The 20,153-nt window shown below is 58.7% G+C and carries 17 protein-coding genes and 2 tRNA genes; 11 read left to right on the top strand and 8 right to left on the bottom strand.

Annotated features, from left to right (window positions below; genetic code table 11):
* Window positions 1–169: 169 nt before the first annotated feature.
* From ACLEJU_RS05010 to cysG, 6 genes are all read left to right on the top strand, one after another.
* Window positions 170–2,743, top strand: coding sequence for a DNA translocase FtsK 4TM domain-containing protein (locus ACLEJU_RS05010; RefSeq protein ID WP_435422062.1), 2,574 nt, complete (start codon window positions 170–172; stop codon window positions 2,741–2,743).
* A gap of 62 nt (window positions 2,744–2,805) precedes the next feature.
* The gene (lolA, locus tag ACLEJU_RS05005; RefSeq protein WP_435422042.1) at window positions 2,806–3,429 is read left to right on the top strand and encodes an outer membrane lipoprotein chaperone LolA; all 624 of its coding nucleotides are present in this window, start codon (window positions 2,806–2,808) and stop codon (window positions 3,427–3,429) included.
* Between the two features lie 12 nt (window positions 3,430–3,441).
* Complete coding sequence (locus tag ACLEJU_RS05000; protein WP_110631922.1) at window positions 3,442–4,767, top strand: replication-associated recombination protein A; 1,326 nt, start codon at window positions 3,442–3,444, stop codon at window positions 4,765–4,767.
* Window positions 4,764–5,138, top strand: a complete 375-nt coding sequence (gene crcB / locus ACLEJU_RS04995) for a fluoride efflux transporter CrcB (protein WP_159409688.1) — start codon at window positions 4,764–4,766, stop codon at window positions 5,136–5,138. Before ACLEJU_RS05000 ends, crcB begins: the two co-directional genes overlap by 4 nt.
* Before the next feature lie 30 nt (window positions 5,139–5,168).
* Complete coding sequence (serS, locus tag ACLEJU_RS04990; protein WP_152955994.1) at window positions 5,169–6,449, top strand: serine--tRNA ligase; 1,281 nt, start codon at window positions 5,169–5,171, stop codon at window positions 6,447–6,449.
* Window positions 6,450–7,841 carry a siroheme synthase CysG gene (gene cysG / locus ACLEJU_RS04985; protein ID WP_435422041.1) on the top strand — a complete coding sequence of 464 codons (1,392 nt, stop codon included), beginning with the start codon at window positions 6,450–6,452 and terminating at the stop codon, window positions 7,839–7,841. It abuts the gene before it with no gap.
* Between the two features lie 136 nt (window positions 7,842–7,977).
* Here cysG and ACLEJU_RS04980 read toward each other — a convergent pair whose 3' ends face one another.
* From ACLEJU_RS04980 to ACLEJU_RS04945, 8 genes are all read right to left on the bottom strand, one after another.
* The gene (locus ACLEJU_RS04980) at window positions 7,978–8,937 is read right to left on the bottom strand and encodes a glutathione S-transferase family protein (RefSeq protein ID WP_435422040.1); all 960 of its coding nucleotides are present in this window, start codon (window positions 8,935–8,937) and stop codon (window positions 7,978–7,980) included.
* Window positions 8,938–9,030: 93 nt separating this feature from the next.
* A complete protein-coding gene (locus ACLEJU_RS04975; protein ID WP_435422039.1) occupies window positions 9,031–10,035 on the bottom strand; it encodes a glycosyl transferase family protein in 1,005 nt (334 codons plus the stop codon).
* A complete protein-coding gene (locus ACLEJU_RS04970; protein ID WP_435422038.1) occupies window positions 10,032–10,367 on the bottom strand; it encodes a TusE/DsrC/DsvC family sulfur relay protein in 336 nt (111 codons plus the stop codon). The genes ACLEJU_RS04975 and ACLEJU_RS04970 overlap by 4 nt, the downstream gene beginning before the upstream one ends.
* A complete protein-coding gene (gene tusB, locus ACLEJU_RS04965; protein WP_435422037.1) occupies window positions 10,364–10,660 on the bottom strand; it encodes a sulfurtransferase complex subunit TusB in 297 nt (98 codons plus the stop codon). The genes ACLEJU_RS04970 and tusB overlap by 4 nt, the downstream gene beginning before the upstream one ends.
* Window positions 10,660–11,019 carry a sulfurtransferase complex subunit TusC gene (gene tusC / locus ACLEJU_RS04960; RefSeq protein WP_435422036.1) on the bottom strand — a complete coding sequence of 120 codons (360 nt, stop codon included), beginning with the start codon at window positions 11,017–11,019 and terminating at the stop codon, window positions 10,660–10,662. Before tusC ends, tusB begins: the two co-directional genes overlap by 1 nt.
* 1 nt (window position 11,020) lies before the next feature.
* A complete protein-coding gene (gene tusD, locus ACLEJU_RS04955; protein WP_435422035.1) occupies window positions 11,021–11,413 on the bottom strand; it encodes a sulfurtransferase complex subunit TusD in 393 nt (130 codons plus the stop codon).
* A gap of 87 nt (window positions 11,414–11,500) precedes the next feature.
* Window positions 11,501–12,880 carry a nucleobase:cation symporter-2 family protein gene (locus tag ACLEJU_RS04950; RefSeq protein ID WP_103448050.1) on the bottom strand — a complete coding sequence of 460 codons (1,380 nt, stop codon included), beginning with the start codon at window positions 12,878–12,880 and terminating at the stop codon, window positions 11,501–11,503.
* Window positions 12,881–13,058: 178 nt separating this feature from the next.
* Window positions 13,059–13,730 carry a Bax inhibitor-1/YccA family protein gene (locus ACLEJU_RS04945; protein ID WP_027919754.1) on the bottom strand — a complete coding sequence of 224 codons (672 nt, stop codon included), beginning with the start codon at window positions 13,728–13,730 and terminating at the stop codon, window positions 13,059–13,061.
* A gap of 132 nt (window positions 13,731–13,862) precedes the next feature.
* On the opposite strand from ACLEJU_RS04945, the gene ACLEJU_RS04940 reads away from it, so the two are divergent.
* The 5 genes from ACLEJU_RS04940 to ACLEJU_RS04920 all read left to right on the top strand — a co-directional run bounded on the left by ACLEJU_RS04940 (window position 13,863) and on the right by ACLEJU_RS04920 (window position 19,898).
* Window positions 13,863–13,949 (top strand) — tRNA-Ser (locus ACLEJU_RS04940).
* A 44-nt stretch (window positions 13,950–13,993) separates the two neighbouring features.
* Window positions 13,994–14,083 (top strand) — tRNA-Ser (locus tag ACLEJU_RS04935).
* A 226-nt stretch (window positions 14,084–14,309) separates the two neighbouring features.
* On the top strand, window positions 14,310–15,737 hold the full coding sequence (locus ACLEJU_RS04930) for a tyrosine-type recombinase/integrase (RefSeq protein WP_435422034.1): 1,428 nt from the start codon (window positions 14,310–14,312) through the stop codon (window positions 15,735–15,737).
* Window positions 15,738–15,826: 89 nt separating this feature from the next.
* Window positions 15,827–19,255 carry a hypothetical protein gene (locus ACLEJU_RS04925; protein ID WP_435422033.1) on the top strand — a complete coding sequence of 1,143 codons (3,429 nt, stop codon included), beginning with the start codon at window positions 15,827–15,829 and terminating at the stop codon, window positions 19,253–19,255.
* Entirely contained in the window at window positions 19,224–19,898 is a 675-nt protein-coding gene (locus ACLEJU_RS04920; RefSeq protein ID WP_435422032.1) for a hypothetical protein, read from the top strand. Before ACLEJU_RS04925 ends, ACLEJU_RS04920 begins: the two co-directional genes overlap by 32 nt.
* The last annotated feature ends 255 nt before the right edge of the window (window positions 19,899–20,153 follow it).

The raw sequence follows: 20,153 nt of genomic DNA, 5'->3' as shown, positions 1-20,153 counted from the left end.
ACCATCCGCTACATTTGCTGTCACACCTGTGCAAAAACACAGCATAAGCCTTTGTCACAAAAGAAAATGCATGCTCAAATTGCACCTATACGAAAGTCGCCCCCACGCGAGAGCCATACGGCGTGCCGTCATGGCGGCTGGCGGGCAGTAATGTTAAAAGTAGTGGTTCATTGGCCAGACACCGGCCGATCACTACTGGACGCGCAGCACGCGCAGGAATAGACGCGTTTTGAAGAAATCCACCGCAACTCCAGCTCCCTTGCCCGTGCCCCTGTGGCGCCAGCAGCTGCATTACCGCCTCAAGGAAGGTGCGTTGATCGCTGTCGGCGCCCTGTGCCTGTACCTGTGGATGGCACTGCTGACCTACGACACGTCGGACCCGGGCTTCAGCCACACCAGCAACATCGACCAGGTGCAGAATGCCGCCGGGCGTGCCGGTGCGTACTTCGCCGACATCCTGTTCATGGTGCTGGGCTATTTCGCCTACATCTTCCCGCTGCTGCTGGCGATCAAGACCTGGCAGATCTTCCGCGAGCGCCATCAGCCGTGGCAATGGAGCGGCTGGCTGTTCTCCTGGCGGCTGATCGGCCTGGTGTTCCTGGTGCTGTCGGGCGCGGCCCTGGCGCATATCCATTTCCACCCGCCGGCGAGCCTGCCGTTTTCCGCGGGCGGTGCGCTGGGCGAAAGCCTCGGCGACCTGGCGCGCAACCTGCTGAACGTGCAGGGCAGCACGCTGATGTTCATAGCCCTGTTCCTGTTCGGCCTGACCGTGTTCACCGACCTGTCGTGGTTCAAGGTCATGGACATGACCGGCAAGATCACCCTCGACCTGTTCGAGCTGGTGCAGGGCGCGGCCAGCCGCTGGTGGGAGGCGCGCAACGAGCGCAAGCGCCTGGAAGCGCAGCTGCGTGAAGTCGATGACCCTGTGTTTGACCTGGCGCCGAAGGCCAGCGAGAAGCGCGAGCCGGCCAAGCCGGCGCTGCGCGAGCGCATTTTCAAGCGTGAGGAAGCACCAGCCCAGCCCGTTGAACCCCGCGAACCGACCTTGGCCCGTGAACCTGCCGTGCGCAGTGAACCGACACTCGCCCGCGAGCCTGGCGTGCCGCGTGAACCCGTGGTGCCGCGCGAGCAGCCGCCAGCAGCGGCCCCGACCATCGTGCCACCGGCCGCGGCCAGGGCGCCAGAGCCGAGCAAGCGGGTGATGAAGGAGAAACAGGCGCCGCTGTTCGTCGACAGCGCCGTGGAAGGTACCTTGCCGTCGATTTCCATCCTCGACCCGGCCGAGCAGAAGAAGATCGAGTACTCGCCAGAGTCCCTGGCCGGTGTCGGTCAGTTGCTGGAAATCAAGCTCAAGGAATTCGGCGTGGAAGTCTCGGTGGACTCCATCCACCCGGGCCCGGTGATTACCCGTTACGAAATCCAGCCGGCTGCCGGCGTCAAGGTCAGCCGCATCGCCAACCTGGCCAAGGACCTGGCGCGATCGCTGGCGGTGACCAGTGTGCGGGTGGTCGAAGTGATCCCCGGCAAGACCACCGTGGGTATCGAGATCCCTAACGAAAACCGGCAGATGGTGCGCTTCTCGGAAGTGCTCGCGACACCGCAGTACGACGAGCAGAAATCGCCGGTCACCCTGGCCCTGGGCCACGACATCGGCGGCAAGCCGGTGATTACCGACCTGGCCAAGATGCCGCACCTGCTGGTGGCCGGTACCACCGGTTCCGGTAAGTCGGTGGGTGTCAACGCGATGATCCTGTCGATCCTGTTCAAGTCCAGCCCGGAAGACGCGCGGCTGATCATGATCGACCCGAAAATGCTCGAACTGTCGATCTACGAGGGCATTCCGCACCTGCTGTGCCCGGTGGTCACCGACATGAAGGACGCTGCCAACGCCCTGCGCTGGAGCGTGGCCGAGATGGAGCGGCGCTACAAGCTGATGGCGGCCATGGGCGTGCGTAATCTGGCCGGCTTCAACCGCAAGATCAAGGACGCCCAGGAAGCCGGCGAGATCATCCATGACCCGCTGTACCGCCGCGAGAGCATGGACGACGAGCCGCCAGCGCTGAAGACCCTGCCGACCATCGTCGTGGTGGTCGACGAATTCGCCGACATGATGATGATCGTCGGCAAGAAGGTCGAAGAGCTGATCGCCCGTATCGCCCAGAAGGCGCGAGCGGCCGGTATCCACCTGATCCTCGCCACCCAGCGCCCGTCGGTGGACGTGATCACCGGCCTGATCAAGGCCAACATCCCGACCCGCATGGCGTTCCAGGTATCGAGCAAGATCGACTCGCGCACCATCATCGACCAGGGCGGCGCCGAACAGCTGCTCGGCCACGGTGACATGCTGTACATGCCGCCTGGCACCAGCCTGCCGATCCGTGTCCACGGTGCATTCGTCTCGGACGATGAAGTGCACCGCACGGTCGAGGCGTGGAAGCTGCGTGGCGCGCCGGACTACAACGACGACATCCTCAATGGCGTCGAAGAGGCCGGCAGCGGCTTCGACGGCGGCGGCGGCGGTGGCGACGGTGACGATGCCGAAACCGATGCCCTGTATGATGAGGCCGTGCAGTTCGTGCTGGAAAGCCGCCGCGCTTCCATCTCGGCGGTGCAGCGCAAGCTGAAGATCGGCTACAACCGCGCTGCGCGGATGATCGAGTCGATGGAGATGGCCGGCGTGGTCACCCCGATGAACAGCAACGGCTCGCGGGAAGTGATTGCCCCGGGCGGCCCGCGCGACTGATGAACACCTTGCCGGGTGCCAACGGTGGCGCCCGGCCTTTTCAATGCTCAATGAGGATTCCCATGCGCGCGATTCGCATGCTGTTGGTTTCTGCCCTGACCCTGGACTCGGTTACTGCTTATGCCGGTGAGCAAGACGTACAACGCCTGACCCAGCTGCTGGAAAAATCCCAGACCATCGAGGCCAACTTCTCCCAGTTGACCCTGGACGCCGGCGGCACCAGCCTGCAGGAAACATCCGGCAAGATGACCGTGAAGCGCCCGGGCCTGTTCTACTGGCACACCAATGCGCCGCAGGAGCAGGTAGTAGTGTCCGACGGCAAGAACGTCACCCTGTGGGACCCGGACCTGGAACAGGCGACCATCAAGAAGCTCGACCAGCGCCTGAACCAGACCCCGGCACTGCTGCTGTCCGGTGACGTGTCGAAGATCAGCCAGAGCTTCGACATCACCTCCAAGCAGCAGGGCGACGTGATGGACTTCACCCTCAAGCCGAAGACCAAGGACACCTTGTTCGACTCGCTGCGTGTGTCGTTCCGCAAGGGCCTGATCAATGACATGCAGCTGATCGACAGTGTCGGCCAGCGCACCAACATCCTGTTCAATGGCGTCAAGGCCAACCAGGCGGTGCCGGACAGCCAGTTCAGGTTCGACATCCCCAAAGGCGCCGACGTCATCAAGGAGTAAGCAGAGCTCGCCATGGACCTGTTTCGAAGCGAACCCGTCGCCCAGCCTCTGGCAGCCCGCCTGCGCCCGTCCAACCTGGACGAATACGTCGGCCAGGAGCACCTGCTGGCGCGCGGCAAACCGTTGCGCGAGGCGCTGGAGCAGGGTGCGCTGCACTCGATGATCTTCTGGGGCCCGCCCGGGGTGGGCAAGACCACCCTGGCACGGCTGCTGGCGCAGTTCTGCGATGCGCATTTCGAAACAGTGTCGGCGGTATTGGCCGGGGTCAAGGAGATCCGCCAGGCCGTTGAAGTGGCCAAGCAGCAGGCCGGCCAGTATGGCCGGCGCACCATCCTGTTCGTCGACGAAGTGCACCGCTTCAACAAGTCCCAGCAGGATGCCTTCCTGCCCTACGTGGAGGACGGCACGCTGCTGTTCATCGGTGCCACCACCGAGAACCCGTCGTTCGAGCTGAACAACGCCTTGCTGTCGCGGGCGCGGGTGTATGTGCTCAAGAGCCTGGACGAAGCGGCGCTGCGCAAGTTGGTCAACCGTGCGCTGACCGAGGAGCGGGGCTTGGGCAAGCGCAACCTGCGTGTGGGTGACGACGCCTTCAAGATGCTCATGGCCGCCGCTGATGGCGATGGCCGGCGGATGCTCAATTTCCTCGAGAATGCATCGGACCTTGCCGAAGATGGCAGCGAGATCGACGTCGAGATGCTGCAGAGCCTGCTCGGCGACAGCCGTCGGCGCTTCGACAAGGGTGGCGAGGCGTTCTACGACCAGATCTCCGCGCTGCACAAGTCGGTGCGCGGCTCCAATCCCGATGGCGCCCTGTACTGGTTCGCACGCATGCTCGACGGCGGCTGCGACCCGCTGTACATCGCCCGCCGCGTGGTGCGCATGGCCAGCGAAGACATCGGCAATGCCGACCCGCGCGCCCTGAGCCTGTGCCTGGCTGCCTGGGACGTGCAGGAGCGCCTGGGCAGCCCGGAAGGCGAGCTGGCAGTGGCCCAAGCCATCACCTACATCGCCTGTGCGCCGAAAAGCAATGCGGTGTACGTGGGCTTCAAGACCGCGTTGCGCGAGGCCGCCGAACATGGCTCGCTGGAAGTGCCGCTGCACCTGCGCAATGCCCCGACCAAGCTGATGAAGCAACTCGGCTACGGCGAAGAATACCGCTACGCCCACGACGAACCCGATGCCTATGCCGCCGGTGAAGATTACTTCCCTGAAGAGCTCGAGCCGCGCCAGTACTACCAGCCCGTACCGCGAGGCCTGGAGCTGAAGATTGGCGAGAAGCTGCGCCACCTGGCCGACCTCGACCGCAATAGCCCCCGTCAACGGAGAAAACCGTGATTGCACTGATTGCCGCCGTAAGCGCGGGTGGTATTGCCGGTACCTTGTTGCGCTTCGCCACCGCCAACTGGGTCTCCGCCCACTGGCCACGGCATTTCTATCTCGGTACGCTGGCGGTCAACCTGGTCGGCTGCCTGCTGATCGGCCTGCTTTATGGCCTGTTTCTGCACAAGCCGCTGGCGCCGGTCGAACTGCGTGCCGGCCTGATTGTCGGCTTCCTTGGCGGCCTGACGACCTTTTCCTCTTTCTCGCTCGACACCGTGCGCCTGATCGAAAGTGGGCAAGTGCCCCTCGCCTTGGGCTATACCAGTATCAGCGTGGTGGGCGGGCTCCTGGCCACCTGGGCCGGCCTGTCCCTGACCCGATTCTGAACCAACACCTACCTATAACGAGAGAACGATATGCTCGATTCCAAACTGTTACGCGGCCAACTTCAGGAAGTGGCGGATCGCCTGGCCTCCCGTGGCTTCAGCCTGGATGTCGCGCGCATCGAATCACTGGAAGAGCGCCGCAAGGCGGTGCAGACCCGCACCGAGCAGCTGCAGGCCGAGCGTAACGCCCGTTCCAAGTCGATCGGCCAGGCCAAGGCCAAGGGCGAGGACATCGCCCCGCTGATGGCTGACGTCGAGCGCATGGCCAATGAACTGGCTGCCGGCAAGGTTGAACTGGACGGTATCCAGGCCGAACTGGACGGCATCCTGCTGACCATTCCCAACCTGCCGGACGCCAGCGTACCAGTCGGTGCCAGCGAAGACGACAACGTCGAAGTGCGCCGCTGGGGCACGCCAACCGCCTTCGATTTCGAGATCAAGGACCATGTCGCCCTGGGCGAAGTGAGCGGTGGCCTGGACTTCGAAGCCGCGGCCAAGCTGTCCGGCGCGCGCTTTGCCGTGCTGCGTGGGCCGATCGCCCGCCTGCACCGCGCCCTGGCGCAGTTCATGATCAACCTGCACACCGGCGAGCACGGCTACGAGGAGCACTACACCCCTTACCTGGTTCAGGCCCCAGCCCTGCAGGGCACCGGCCAGTTGCCGAAGTTCGAAGAAGACCTGTTCAAGATCACCCGTGAAGGCGAAGCCGACTTCTACCTGATCCCGACGGCCGAAGTGTCGCTGACCAACCTGGTCGCCGACCAGATCCTCGACGCCAAGCAGCTGCCGCTGAAACTGGTCGCCCACACTCCTTGCTTCCGCAGCGAAGCTGGTGCGTCCGGCCGTGACACCCGTGGCATGATCCGTCAGCACCAGTTCGACAAGGTCGAGATGGTCCAGGTGGTCGAGCCGTCCAAGTCGATGGAAGCCCTGGAAGGCCTGACCGCCAACGCCGAGCGCGTGCTGCAGCTGCTGGAGCTGCCATACCGCGTACTGGCCCTGTGCACCGGCGACATGGGCTTCGGCGCCGTGAAGACCTACGACCTGGAAGTGTGGGTGCCGAGCCAGGACAAGTACCGCGAAATCAGCTCCTGCTCCAACTGTGGTGACTTCCAGGCGCGCCGCATGCAGGCCCGCTGGCGCAACCCGGAAACCGGCAAGCCTGAGCTGGTGCACACCCTCAACGGTTCTGGCCTGGCCGTAGGCCGTACCCTGGTGGCCGTGCTGGAAAACTACCAGCAGGCCGACGGTTCGATCCGCGTACCGGATGTGCTGAAGCCGTACATGGGCGGCGTCGAGGTCATCCGCTAAATGGATTACCTGCCGCTGTTCCACAAGCTGCAGGGCGGCCGGGTTCTGGTCGTTGGCGGCGGTGAGATAGCCCTGCGCAAGGCGCGCCTCCTGGCTGATGCCGGCGCCGCGCTGCGCGTGGTGGCGCCGGATGTCGACGGCCAGCTGGCCGCGTTGGCCCGGGAAGGTGGCGGTGAGGTGCTGGTGCGTGGCTATCAGGCGGCCGACCTGGTCGGCTGCCGGCTGGTCATCGCGGCCACCGACGACCCTGGGCTCAACGCCCAGGTGTCGGCCGATGCCCAGGCGCTGAGCCTGCCGGTCAACGTGGTGGATGCGCCGGCCCTGTGCACGGTGATCTTCCCGGCAATCGTCGACCGTTCGCCATTGGTGATCGCGGTATCCAGTGGCGGCGACGCCCCGGTGCTGGCGCGGTTGATCCGCGCCAAGCTGGAGGCCTGGATTCCGTCGGCCTATGGTGAACTGGCCGGGCTGGCTGCGCGGTTCCGGCACAAGGTCAAATCCTTGTACCCGGACGTCAATCAGCGCCGTGGCTTTTGGGAAACCATGTTCCAGGGCCCGATTGCCGAGCGCCAGCTGGCTGGGCAGGGCGCCGAGGCCGAGCGCCTGTTGCAGGCGATGGTCGACGGTGCGCCAGTGCAGCAGGGCGGTGAGGTGTATCTGGTGGGGGCAGGGCCGGGCGATCCGGACTTGCTGACCTTCCGTGCCTTGCGCCTGATGCAGCAGGCTGACGTGGTGCTGTACGACCGCCTGGTGGCACCCGCCATCATCGAGATGTGCCGGCGTGATGCCGAGCGGATCTACGTTGGCAAGCGCCGCGCCGACCATGCCGTGCCGCAGGACCAGATCAACCGCCTGCTGGTCGACCTCGCCCAGCAGGGCAAGCGTGTGTTGCGCCTCAAGGGCGGCGACCCGTTCATCTTCGGCCGCGGTGGCGAAGAGATCGAGGAGCTGGCCGAGCACGGCATTCCGTTCCAGGTGGTACCGGGGATTACCGCGGCCAGTGGTTGCTCCGCCTATGGCGGCATTCCGCTGACTCACCGTGACTATGCCCAGTCGGTGCGTTTCGTCACCGGCCACCTCAAGGATGGCACCAGCAACCTGCCGTGGGATGACCTGGTGGCGCCGGCTCAGACCCTGGTGTTCTACATGGGGCTGGTGGGGTTGCCGACCATCTGTGCCGAGCTGATTCGCCATGGGCGGGCGGCGAGTACGCCGGCGGCACTGGTGCAGCAGGGCACTACGCGTAATCAGCGGGTGTTCACCGGGACCCTGGCAGACTTGCCGGAGCTGGTGGCTCGGCATGAAGTGCATGCGCCGACCCTGGTGATTGTCGGGGAAGTGGTGCAGTTGCGCGACAAGCTGGCCTGGTTCGAAGGTTCGCAGAACAGCTGAAATCGTTGGGGCCGCTTTGCGGCCCTTTCGCGACACAAGGCCGCTCCCACAAGAGCAGCGCAATGCCTGAGGCTTGCGCGATACTTGTGGGAGCGGCCTTGTGTCGCGAAAGGGCTGCAACGCAGCCCCAGCGATCTCAACCCTGGTAAATCCCTTTCCCCACCAACCGCTCCCGATCATGGGGCTGGTTGAAGTCCTGCAACGGCCCCTTGGGCACGATCCCGTTCGGGTTGATGGTCTTGTGGCTCATGTAATAGTGCTTCTGGATATGCTCCATATCCACCGTCCCAGCCACCCCCGGCCACTGGTACAGTTCGCGCAGCCAGTTGGACAGGTTGTGGTAGTCGCTCAACCGCCGCAGGTTGCACTTGAAGTGCCCGTGGTAAACCGCATCGAAACGCACCAGGGTAGTGAACAGGCGCACATCGGCCTCGGTCAGGTACTCGCCAGCCAGGTAGCGATTGCGGCCCAGCAGCGCTTCCAGGTGATCCAGCTCGTTGAATACCTCGTCGAACGCCGCCTCGTAGGCATCCTGCGTGGTGGCGAAGCCTGCGCGGTACACGCCGTTGTTCACTGCCGGGTAGATGCGTTCGTTCAGCGCCTCGATGGTCGGGCGCAGTGGCTCCGGGTACAGGTCCAGGGTATTGCCGGTCAGCTCGTTGAACGCGCTGTTGAAGATGCGGATGATCTCCGACGACTCGTTGTTGACGATGCGCTTCTCTTGCTTGTCCCACAGCACGGGCACGGTCACGCGGCCGGTGTAGTGCGGGTCGTCCTGGGTGTAGCGCTGGTGCAGATACTGCAGGGCATCGAGGTGGTCGCCGGTGGAGCCTTGCTGCTGGTCGAAGGTCCAGCCATGGTCCTGCATCAGCCAGCTCACCACGGATACGTCGATCAGCGGCTCCAGGCCTTTGAGGGCGCGCAAGATCAGGGTGCGGTGGGCCCATGGGCAGGCCAGCGAAACGTACAGGTGATAACGGCCGGCTTCTGGCGCGGGCAGTTGATTGCGGCGCTGGGCGTTTTCCCGTTTGAAGGTGCCGTCCTTGCCGTTTTCATACCACTGGTCATGCCAGCGGCCGTCGATCAAAAGGCCCATGGTGAGCTCCTCGGAAACAAAGTTGTTTGTCGTTGGAGCCCAGTCTAGGGCAAATCGTTCGAATAACTAGCGCAAAGACCGCACCCTTATAATCTATTTATTCGATTGGTTGCGTGCGGCCCAGTAACCACGTGCAGTGGCGAAAGCCAGTTCGCGATCCTGGCCCAGGCCACGCAGCGCCAGGGCCATGGTCGCCACCACGGCCATTTCGCCGTAGCTGTCCTCGGCTTCGCCGCGCCACACCGCCAGTAGCTGCTCAGGCTGCAAGCTCGGTGGTTTTACATGGCGGCGTTCGCTCAGCGCCGGCCATTCCTCGTCCCAGGCTTCGCCTGCGCTGGTGCCGTAGAGGTGGCTGATGACATCGGGGTTGACCTCGATCTCGCCGCCATCGCCCTTGATTACCACGGCATGGTCGCCGAGCAGGCGGCTGGCTTCGCGGTGCACCGCCTGGTAACCGGGGTGGAAGATGCTCTGCAGGCCGCAGCGCGCGGCCAGCGGGTTGAGTACCCGCGCCAGGGAGTGGATGGGCGAACGCAGGCCGAGGGTGTTGCGCAGGTCGATCATCCGTTGCAGCTGCGGTGCCCAGTCGTGCAGTGGGGCGAAGGCTAGGCCTTGCTCGTCCAGTGCCGTGCTTACCGACGTCCAGTCGCGGCACAGCGGAATCTCCAGCAGGGCCAACAGTTGTTCGGTGTACATGCGCCCGGCCGTGTGCGCGCCGCCGCCGTGCATGAGGATGCGCACGCCATTGGCGGCCAGGCACTTGGCGCTCAGCAGGTACCAGGGCAGGTGGCGCTTCTTGCCGGCGTAGGTCGGCCAGTCGATGTCCACGGCGATACGCGGCGCCTGCAGGTGGGCACGCAGGGCTTCGGTGAAGCCAGCAAGCTCTTCGGCGCTTTCTTCCTTGTGCCGCAGCAGCATCAGGAAGGCACCCAGCTGGGTGTCTTCGACCTTGCCTTCGAGCAGCAGGGTCATGGCGGCGCGGGCTTCCTCGCGGGTCAGGCCGCGGGCGCCGCGTTTGCCTTTGCCAAGGATGCGCACGAATTCGGCGAACGGGTGTTCGGCCGGGGTTTCCAGGGTCAGCGGGCGGGGGTCGGTCATATGCAATTGGTCGGCTTGGGCAGGCCCGCCAGCTTGGCGGCGAGTTTGGCGGGGGTGCCGTTGAACAGGCGGTTGAGGTGCGGGCTGTTGCCCTTTTCCGTGCCCAGCTTGAGCGCGGTGTACTTGATCAGCGGGCGGGTGGCCGGCGACAGCTGGTATTCGCCGTAGAACTGGCGCAGCAGCTCGAGGATTTCCCAGTGGTCGGCGGTCAGGGCAATGCTTTCGCGCTCGGCCAGCGCCTCGGCGACGGGGTGCGACCAGTCTTGCAGGTCGACCAGGAAACCGTCCTTGTCCAGGGCGATGGCGCGATCGCCAACGTTCAGCGTACTCATAGCCAGCTGTTGACCTTGTCGTAATGCAGCGACAGCTCGACGAAGGCCTGGTAGTCCACGGACTTGGCCAGCGCGCTGCTGATGCCACGGGCTTGCAGGTCTTCATCGAGGGCGAACAGGCGTTGTGCCAGGTTGGCAGCCTGCAGCTGGCGTTGAGTGTCACTGCCGTCGCGCAGGGCATAGACCGCATCGCCGCACAGCAGCACGCCGTCGTCAGCGCCCAACAGGCGCAGGCAGCTGTCCAGGCGCTCGTCGCCGAACGGGGAGTGGGATAACACGTGCAGGGTTGGCATCAGAGCGTCACCACTTGGTCGAAACGGGCAATCAGGGCTTGCAGGGCAGTGTCGTCCAGCACTTCCACCGGCAGCTCCAGGCCATCGGCGGCCAGGCCGCGGCGCGCCAGGCTGTGCTGGCAGGCAAACAGCTCTTCGACGCCGAACATCGGCAGCGCCTGCAGGTTGGCGGCGAGGTTCTTCTGCTCCACGGCGGCGGGTTGCTGGCCGGGCGCCAACTGGAACACGCCGTCATCAAGGAACAGCATCGCCAGCGGCAGGTCGAAGGCGCCGCCGGCCAAGGCGATATCCAGCGCTTCGCGGGCGGACGGGCCGTTCCACGGTGCCTGGCGGCTGATGATCAACATGGACTTGGCCATTTCAGTCGCCTCCGAAGCAGATCAGGCGGTCGGCCGTTTGTGCAGCTTCATGCAGCTGGCCGAGGCCAGACAGCTCCCATGGTTTGGGCAGGTTCACCGCCGGGCGCTGGTAGCGGCTGGCTTCGGCTTCATCGAGCACGCCACGGCGTAAGGCGGCGGCGATGCACACCACCGCGTCGAGCCGGTTGATTTCGATGAAGGCCCGCCACTGGGCAGCGATGTCCTGTTCATCCTGGGGCGTGACCACGTTGGCCGAGGCGCTGTGCACCCCGTCCTGGTAGAAGAACAGGCGGGCAATCTCATGCCCGCCAGCCAGCACCGCCTCGGCGAAGCGCAAGGCGCGGCGCGAGGAGGGCGCATGGGCTGGGGAAAAAACCGCGATTGCGAATTTCATGGGCAACTCGTGCAAAGGAATGCCGCCATGATAAAGCAAAAAGCCCGCGCAAGTGGACGCGGGCTTTGTCGGCAGGGCAGGCGCGGATCAGGCGTTTTCCTTGCTCTCCGGCAGGAACCAGTTCAGCACCAGGGCGCAGATGCCACCGGTAGCGACGCCCGATTCCAGCACATTGCGGATCGCCGCCGGCATGTGCGCCAGGAACTCCGGCACCTGTGCCACACCTAGGCCCAGCGCCAGCGACACAGCGATGATCAGCAAGGCGCGACGGTCCAGGCGAGTACTGGCCAGAATGTTGATGCCCGAAGCGGCAACCGCCCCGAACATCACCATGGCCGCGCCACCCAGCACCGGCTCAGGCACCGCCTGAATCACGCCGGCCACGCTCGGGAACAGGCCCAGCAGCACCAGCATGACGGCAATCCAGATACCGATATGGCGGCTGGCAATACCGGTCAGCTGAATCACGCCGTTGTTCTGGGCGAAGATCGAGCTCGGGAAGGTGTTGAACAGGCCGGCCAGCAGCGAGTTGGCACCGTTGACCAGCACGCCGCCCTTGATGCGCGACATCCACAGCGGGCCTTCGACCGGCTGGCGGGAAACCTTGCTGGTGGCGGTGACGTCACCGATGGCTTCCAGCGAAGTCACCAGGTAGATCACCAGCATCGGGATGAACAGCGCCCAGGAGAAGCCCAGGCCGAAATGCAGCGGCGTTGGCACCTGGAACAGCGCGGCTTCGTGCATGCCGGTGAAGTCCAGGCGGCCGAGGTAACCCGCGAGGGCGTAGCCGACCGCCAGGGCAATGACGATCGCGCAGCTGCGCATCCACACCACCGGGATGCGGTTGAGGATCACGATCACCGCCAGCACGGCGCCCGACAGCAGCAGGTTTTCGCCGTTGGCAAAGGTGCCATTGGCCATGGCGCCGAAGCCGCCACCCATGCTGATCAGGCCAACCTTGATCAAGGTCAGGCCGATCATCAGCACGACGATACCGGTCACCAATGGGGTGATCAGGCGTTTGACGAACGGCAGGATGCGCGAGACGCCCATCTCGACGAACGAACCCGCAATCACCACACCGAAGATCGCGGCCATCACGCTTTCGACCGGCGTGCCCTGCTTGACCATTAGCGCGCCACCGGCAATCAGCGGCCCGACGAAGTTGAAGCTGGTGCCCTGCACGATCAGCAAACCGGCACCGAACGGGCCGAAGCGCTTGCACTGGACGAAGGTGGCAATACCGGAAATCACCAGCGACATTGAGACGATGAGGTTGGTATCGCGAGCCGAAACGCCCAATGCCTGGCAGATCAGCAGGCCAGGGGTGACGATTGGCACGATGATCGCCAGCAGATGCTGCAGCGCTGCCAGCAGGCCGATCAACAGCCGTGGCTTGTCCTCAAGGCCAAGTACCAGTTCGTTGGCAGGCGCCGTGGCGCCCGGGCTGTGTTCGTGTGAGCTCATCGGTGAAGCTGCCCCGGTAGAAAAAAGGAGCGCATTCTACGGGCAGAAGTACGATTGCGGTAGGGGAATGCATGATACCAGCAAGATCGGCGATCATTTGCACAGTTATCTGACTTTTAAGTCAAAGAATGGGCGCAAAAAAGCCCGCCGAAGCGGGCTCTTCTGTAAAACCAACCAATCAGTCGTCACGGCCCATGATGCCGAACAGCTGCAGCAGGCTGATGAACAGGTTGTAGATCGATACATACAGGCTGATGGTCGCCATGATGTAGTTGCGCTCACCGCCATGAATGATCGCGCTGGTCTGGAACAGGATGCAGACCGACGAGAACAGCACGAAGCCAGCGCTGATCGCCAGTTGCAGGCCGCTGATCTGGAAGAAGAAGCTCGCAACCACGGCGCCCAGCAGCACAAAGAAGCCAGCAGTGATGAAGCCGCTGAGGAAGCTCATGTCCTTGCGGGTGATCAGCACATAGGCCGACAGACCACCGAACACCAGTGCAGTCATGGCGAAGGCCGAGCTGACCACTTCGGCGCCACCGGCCATGCCCAGGTAACGGTTGAGGATCGGTCCCAGGATAAAGCCCATGAAGCCGGTGAGGGCGAAGGTGGACACCAGGCCCCAGACCGAATCACGCAGTTTGGCGGTGAGGAAGAACAGGCCATAGAAGCCGATCAGCACGACGAACACGTTCGGGTAACCGACGCGCATCTGCTGGGCAACGAAGGCCATGACACCGCTGAAGGCGAGGGTGAGTGCCAGCAGGCTGTACGTGTTGCGCAGGACTTTGCTGACCTCCTGCTGCTCGGCTTGCTGGCCGTGGTGTACGGCGTAATCCTGTTCGCGCATGGCGACACTCCTTATGGATCCATGGTTTTGGACGTTCAGATGCAAGCAGTCTAACAGAGGCTCCGCAACCCGCGACACAGAGAGTTTGACAGCGTGTTTCATTACGGTATTATGGCGGCCGCAAAACGAGCTGGAAGCGTGGCCGAGTGGTTTAAGGCAACGGTCTTGAAAACCGTCGATGGGCAACTATCCTAGAGTTCTTATCTAAAGCAGCTTCCAGTTGCATCTTATAGCGTAGGTGTCAACCAGCGCTTTGTATCCCCGGGAAATTGGCAGAGTGGTTGAATGCACCGGTCTTGAAAACCGGCGAACGTGAGAGCGTTCCCAGGGTTCGAATCCCTGGTTTCCCGCCAGACATCAGTAAATTAAGGGCCTAGAGCGATCTAGGCCCTTTTTTTTCGTCTCCATTTTGTGATCTCGCCTGAACCATTTCCACTAGAAACGCCCAATTGTGCAACTTTTGGTTGCATGTTGTTGCGTCTTGTTGCACTATCGCCGCCCGTCGCAACTGTCAGTTGCACCTTATGGAAGGGTTTGCCCCCCTACCAGCAAACCTCTAGACCAGGGTGGTGATGCGTAATGGCTGCAGTGGTAAATACATCGATTAGCATTATGGAAACGTTTCGAGCCGGAAGGCCCACGTACCGCTTGCTGTGTGCTGATGTGGTCACCAGCGAGTTTTTTGATACCTGGATATTCGAGCTTTCAAAGCGCAAAGCTTGGAACACAGTAAAAGCCTATGGGCCAGCGGTGCTGCTGTTCATACGGTACGTCCAAGTGGTCGCCGATCTGCACGGAGAGCTTACGCCTTTGCTCCTAACTGAAGCGATCGAGGGGTACGAGAACTTCCTGGCGTTTGGTTCGGCTAGCAGTGTCGAACTGAGCCGATCCGTTGCGCGGATTATCGGTGACCGAAAATTGGGAGGAAGCTCAATACGTAAACACTTGACTGCCGTCAACAATTTTATTGATGCGAGTGAGCAGTTCAGAAAGGCGATTCTGCAGCTTCAGGAGAGTGGCTACGTGAGTAAGGATCTGGTTTCAGCGCTGCCAGCGATCACATCTCAGTACGTTGCTGCGCCTACGAAGATTAGTATTGCCATTGGTAAGAGTAGCTGGCTGGCAGGATGCATCGCGGGTGGGGCAAAGCGGATCCGGCAGGTGGGACTTGTTGCCATCTCCAAGCCGTCAAATATCGCGCATACAGACATCCATGGCGGTGATGACAAGGTCTTTCCAATAGATCTGTGTGTGAGGCTTATCGAAAGCACAGCTTGTCTTAGGGACAAGACGCTGTGGTCTTTGCTTGCTGCTTGCGGTTGCCGTATCTCTGAAGCACTCACGATGTTCACATCAGATATTTTAATTTTCCCGGACAAATCAGTCGATAACTGCGTCCAGATCATCGAACCGGCTACTCGAAGCAAAGAACTGTCCCGCTTCATGACCGATGAGCAAATTAGCAAGCTTAGTCACAAAGGCCGTTCGCTCTCAGAAACTTTCCTAATTGAACCTTTTGCTTCTCATTTCTGGATCAATCTGGATCTATACATTGTCGAGCAGCGCGCCCTGGAAAAGAAACGTCATCGGCCTGTGTCTCATCGGTTTCTCTTCAGGAATCTCCTAACCGGGGAAGGCATCCCGTCTTCCTATCAAGCGGTATGGGAGCGTTTCAACGCAGCTGCTAAGGCCTTGACGGGTGAAAGCTACGGCTTTCATTCTTTACGCCATATGTATGCGTACTACTTACACAACCACTGTCCTAACCCTTTTAGGCCAGGAGCTTTTGGCTTTGATCTTGGAGTAGTTCAGCAGCTACTTGGCCACTCTTCCGCCAGTTCAGTAGAGCGGTACGCGCGAAAAGACAGCCACATGCTTCGGGCATCTATGGCCGCCATGAATCTTATGAGGATGCGGGATGGGAGCTTTAATGTTGCTAAGGTACAGATCGAGCACCTGAAGCAGCAGATTGCGAATCTTGAACAGTTCGTAAACAACGACTCGTGATACATCCTCAGGTGCCGCTAGGCCCGATATAGACGAAGTCGAATAACGTGCTGAGATGCCTAAGCGTGCCAGATTAATGGTGCGTACTTATGTGTGCTTTATATAAAAATCTCCAGATTGTATCGGTTAAACCACCTATGAAAATGATTTGTAAAAACTCTTTGAAATGGCTAATCCCTACATCTCAAATCGGAGCGGCGGTACAAGACGCTTACAGGATCGTAAGAGAGTTCTATCGCGAGCACTCGACTGGCGTGATACCTAATTCTACGTACCAGATTAATAGCTTCTTTAAGAGGGCGATAATTAAGTTTTCGGGGTGGGGGAGGGGTAACTTTAATGCCCTAGTAAATTGCTGCACCGATGATCCCGATGCTCGCTTTGCAGATGTTCATCAAGATTTGAACTTTGCGACTCCTAGGCAAGAAGAAGCGTTGTCGAATTTCTTTAAGATGGTGTTTGTTCTCATGTGGTCGAGAAGGCAGGTAGTTTTGCCTCTTTCGATGAGATCCGTAACCAATCAAGACGAAATCTTCGAAAAGGTCATCGATTTAGGTGGCGCGCCAGTGCTCAAAGAACTTCGAAGTCTTTTACACTACGACGAGCAGCACGCTACCAAGCACGATCGTGATCTCAATAAACGTGCTTATACGCGATGGACAAAATTATTGTTAAGTGGTCAGGTTTATTCTTCTGCGGACTTAACTCGTGAGTACTGCGTTGCGGTTTATAAAGATAGCCTGGGTCGAAAGAAGCCACTCGCTCAGTACCGTGTACTACAGTTTCTGTATTTCTTGGCGGGTGAGGACTTAGCTGCTCGGCAGATGGTGGAAGAAGCAGTCGCGGAGGTCAGGAGTGACAACGATGCTGTAATTAAGGTGGCTCGGGAGAAACGAAAAAAGCCTAAGGTATTGTCGGCAGCTGAAATTGCATTCAATGCCGGAATTAAATATGGTAATGGCGTCACAACTGTCGAGCTTGACGAGCTCTTCGCTCATTGCGTTAAGCCGTATATGCTGAAGTCCGTGTTTGACATGCAGGATGCCGGTGCAGATTTTTATGTAAAATTGCCTAGAGAAGTAAGAGTATTTTGCGCCGGTATCGACGCTAGTTTTAGATCATTTGTGAAATCCAAGCGGTTGCAAAATGAGAAGAATCATATTCTACTGCTGAATCTGCAGTTGGCATATTTGTCAACCTACCTGCCTAATTTTTTTTTGGCGCGGGATGGGGATTTGAGTGGCTACCCAACTTCTTTTAATGATTACGATTGCGTTCTTTACTTTACTCGAGAAAGTAACTTTGTCGATGGTGTTCTTGCCTATGAAAAGAAGCCGCCTATGACGTTTTTGGGTTTTTTGGAGAAGTACGCTAAATTCAATGATTGGGGAAATGAAACTTGGTATGCAAGAGTGCTTTGCGCAGATGAATTCTGTGAATGGATTCAAGAGCATCGTCACACTCTTGCTAATGCCGATCGCTTTTCAAATAATTTTTCGGCAGCGTGTTATCCCCCAATCAGACGGCGAAACGGTACAGTCAAAAGACCAGTTCCTCGGGCTTACTTCGGTGCATTTGTGAGCATGCTTTACTCTATGGAGTACCTCATCATGCATCTGAATATGATGGCTGAGGGAGAAATGCCAGGAGTGATCCGGGGAGTGCTTTACCAGCCTAGCTTAGCCGAGCTTCAGGAGTCTTCGGATTGGGAGTCGATGTGGGGAAGGGGCGAAGCGCGAGTTACTGTTATCGATCAGAGCAAATTAAACTATTGTCCAATTTTTTATTGTGATGGGAAAATCTATACGTTCAATTTTCTTCCTCGCTTTTATAGAATAATCGATTATCAGATTGGCGATGAGATAGTACCTCGTGCTGTCCCTAATCATGTCCGTCTGACCCTGCTTATGTGTGAGACCGGTCTTCGTCAGAAACATTTGATTTGGCTTGATAAGGATCGATATGACTGCATGCTGGATCGCAGCAGTCGGAGCCAGCTTTCTCCGCTGTTTGTGAGTACTGATAAGTCTCACGGTGAATGGACTGCTATTGTTGCTCGTCATGTGATGTCTATCCTTGATAGACAGCGAAAATGGTACGGGCAGTGCAGCGCGCAAAGTTACAAAGATGCTTTGTGGTACGGTAACAAGGAGAACTCAAAATTTGGAAAGCTGAAGCCGTTGTTCAGGATGCCGCTTCCGGGAGAGGATAGTTGGGCATGTTACCGTTTTTATCCGGTTATGCTGTCGATCCTTCAGTACTTTATTCGCAACCAGTTGAACGATCTGAAAATTTCTGAGCTTGTGTTTGCGAAGGCGGGAAAGGGAGAGGAGTCAATTCCTATTGAGTTCACTAAAGAGTTCTTTGCGGACATTACGGTTGACGCCTTGGTTAGTGATTATACACCTCACGGACTGCGCGCCGGCTTTGTCTCCGAAGCGGTGAGGTTCCTGCCTGCATGGATGGTAGGCCAATATCTAACTGGGCAGTCAGAGCCACATGTATGGTATTATTCTGTCTTTGATGAGGACGACCTTCCTAGTCATCAGAAGTTGCTCGCTCAGTATCTATTGAAAAATACTGAAAAGCTGAACAATGCCGAGGCTCCTGAGCTTGCCGCTGCTGTCATCAAACTTAATGCACGACTGGCTGCTGACATTAAGGCTGATCCCGTTCGGGCCATCAAGGCACATGGACTAATTAGCCTGATAGGGGTAAAAGAGGATCAGAGCGGGATTGAGATTTTGAGAGCTCGTAAAGATACGGCATTTGCTTACAACCCTACTCATATCTGCCCTTTCAACAACAAATGCCCAAAAGAGATTCTAGAGTTGCTCGGAGCGGGCAGACCTTGTGGTTTATGCCCATATGCCATTCGCGGCGTTTGTCACCTGCCTGCGATCAGTGCCGAAAAAGATAAATGCAAGGAATTAATGGCAGAGGTGCTCCGAAAGCTAAAACACTATCGAAGTCTCAGGCACAGCGCCGCAGATAGACAGGTGATCGAGACGTTGAGTCAAGATCACGATACCTATGCTCGTGAGGCATTCGCGTATGAGGCTGTCGAGCAGCAGCTTTATCAAATGGCACTCAATGGCCAGGGGGCGAATCTGTTCGCGCCCAAAAAGGACGAGCTGGTCAGCCATTTCAAGCGGGTTGAGCTCACGCATGGTGAGCATGTGGTCAAGCGTCTCGTTGATGTCCAGAATTTTCCGGACGCGTCCAGCGCCGAACTGGACACAAAATTCGCCTATCTTCGAGCAATGCTCTTGATTAAGGATGGGGATCTCGACAGCATTCTCAATGTCAGCGAGCACCCACCAGGCATAGCGTTGGCTTCGCAAATTAGCAGTATGGTAAATTCACAGGCCCTGGACGTTATGGACGTCTTTAAAATCAGTCAGGCGGCAGCTAAACCGCCAGTGCCCGTGAAACCCGATTTGCTGATATCTAGGAGGATCGGGCACAGCCAAGTGGAGAAACACGATGCTGAACCCGAAAAAGGATACGTTCGATGAGTATCGGGAAAATCATAGACAACAGCGCATAGAGTTTATTACAAAAGCTTTGCTTGTTCTTTCCAATGCTAAATACAGTAACATTACCAGGTTGGCCAAGGATGTGGCCAAGCTGGTAACGGAGTTTGAATTAAAGGCTTTTTTCATGCAGGCTGACGCAGAGCGTGAGGAGGTTTGTAAGCCAGTAAGTCACGTTACTCTGCTTAGAAATCTGAATTATCGAAAAATATTAGAAGACTTCATGGGTTCGGAAGTTAAAAGTGAGGCTGTGTCGGGTGGGGTCATAACTGATATAGAAGCCTTAAAGATACGAAACGCAAGTCTAGAGTCGCAAAATTCATTGCTTAAAGAGAAGATTAGAAGCATTGACTTAGGGGCTTTCTCTTCGCAAAGCATAAGAGATCAGTCGGCAGAAGATGAAGTGGAATGGTTAAAGCATGCGTTGAATACACTTATAAAAATTATTGATGGAATGGTAGGGCAAGCTTCAGATATCTATAGAACAGTTTTAGAGGGAGAGGAGTCAGAGAGATATCCAGAGCCAGGGTTTTATGGGCCGTGGGAAAAAATATCTACATTGGATGAGCTTAGAGAGCTAGATAGAGTGAGAAAGCGATTGTGTTCTAGTAGTCATATTCAATAAATATTTTGGTGTGAGTTCGGAATGGTTCCGAGGCTTGCTGTGCCTATTGTGATAATATTTACTTGTTTTCTGGGAGTGGCATACTACTAGTTTTGCTGCTGTGGTGGATGCTATTCCTTCTGATAGGGGGTACAAGGTCGCAAGTTTCTGGGAAATGGCTTATGTTATTGGGTTGGTCGCCTGTTATTAAGATTTTCCAGTCGGTGAACAATCCTTGGCGGTAGGTGGTGTAAATGTTGAAGCGGTATTTGCTGT

This window comes from Pseudomonas sp. SMN11 (assembly GCF_052041945.1).
Taxonomy (GTDB): Bacteria; Pseudomonadota; Gammaproteobacteria; order Pseudomonadales; family Pseudomonadaceae; genus Aquipseudomonas.
Note: the sequence above shows the minus strand (reverse complement) of the source record. Positions and strands in the feature narration are given on the sequence as shown.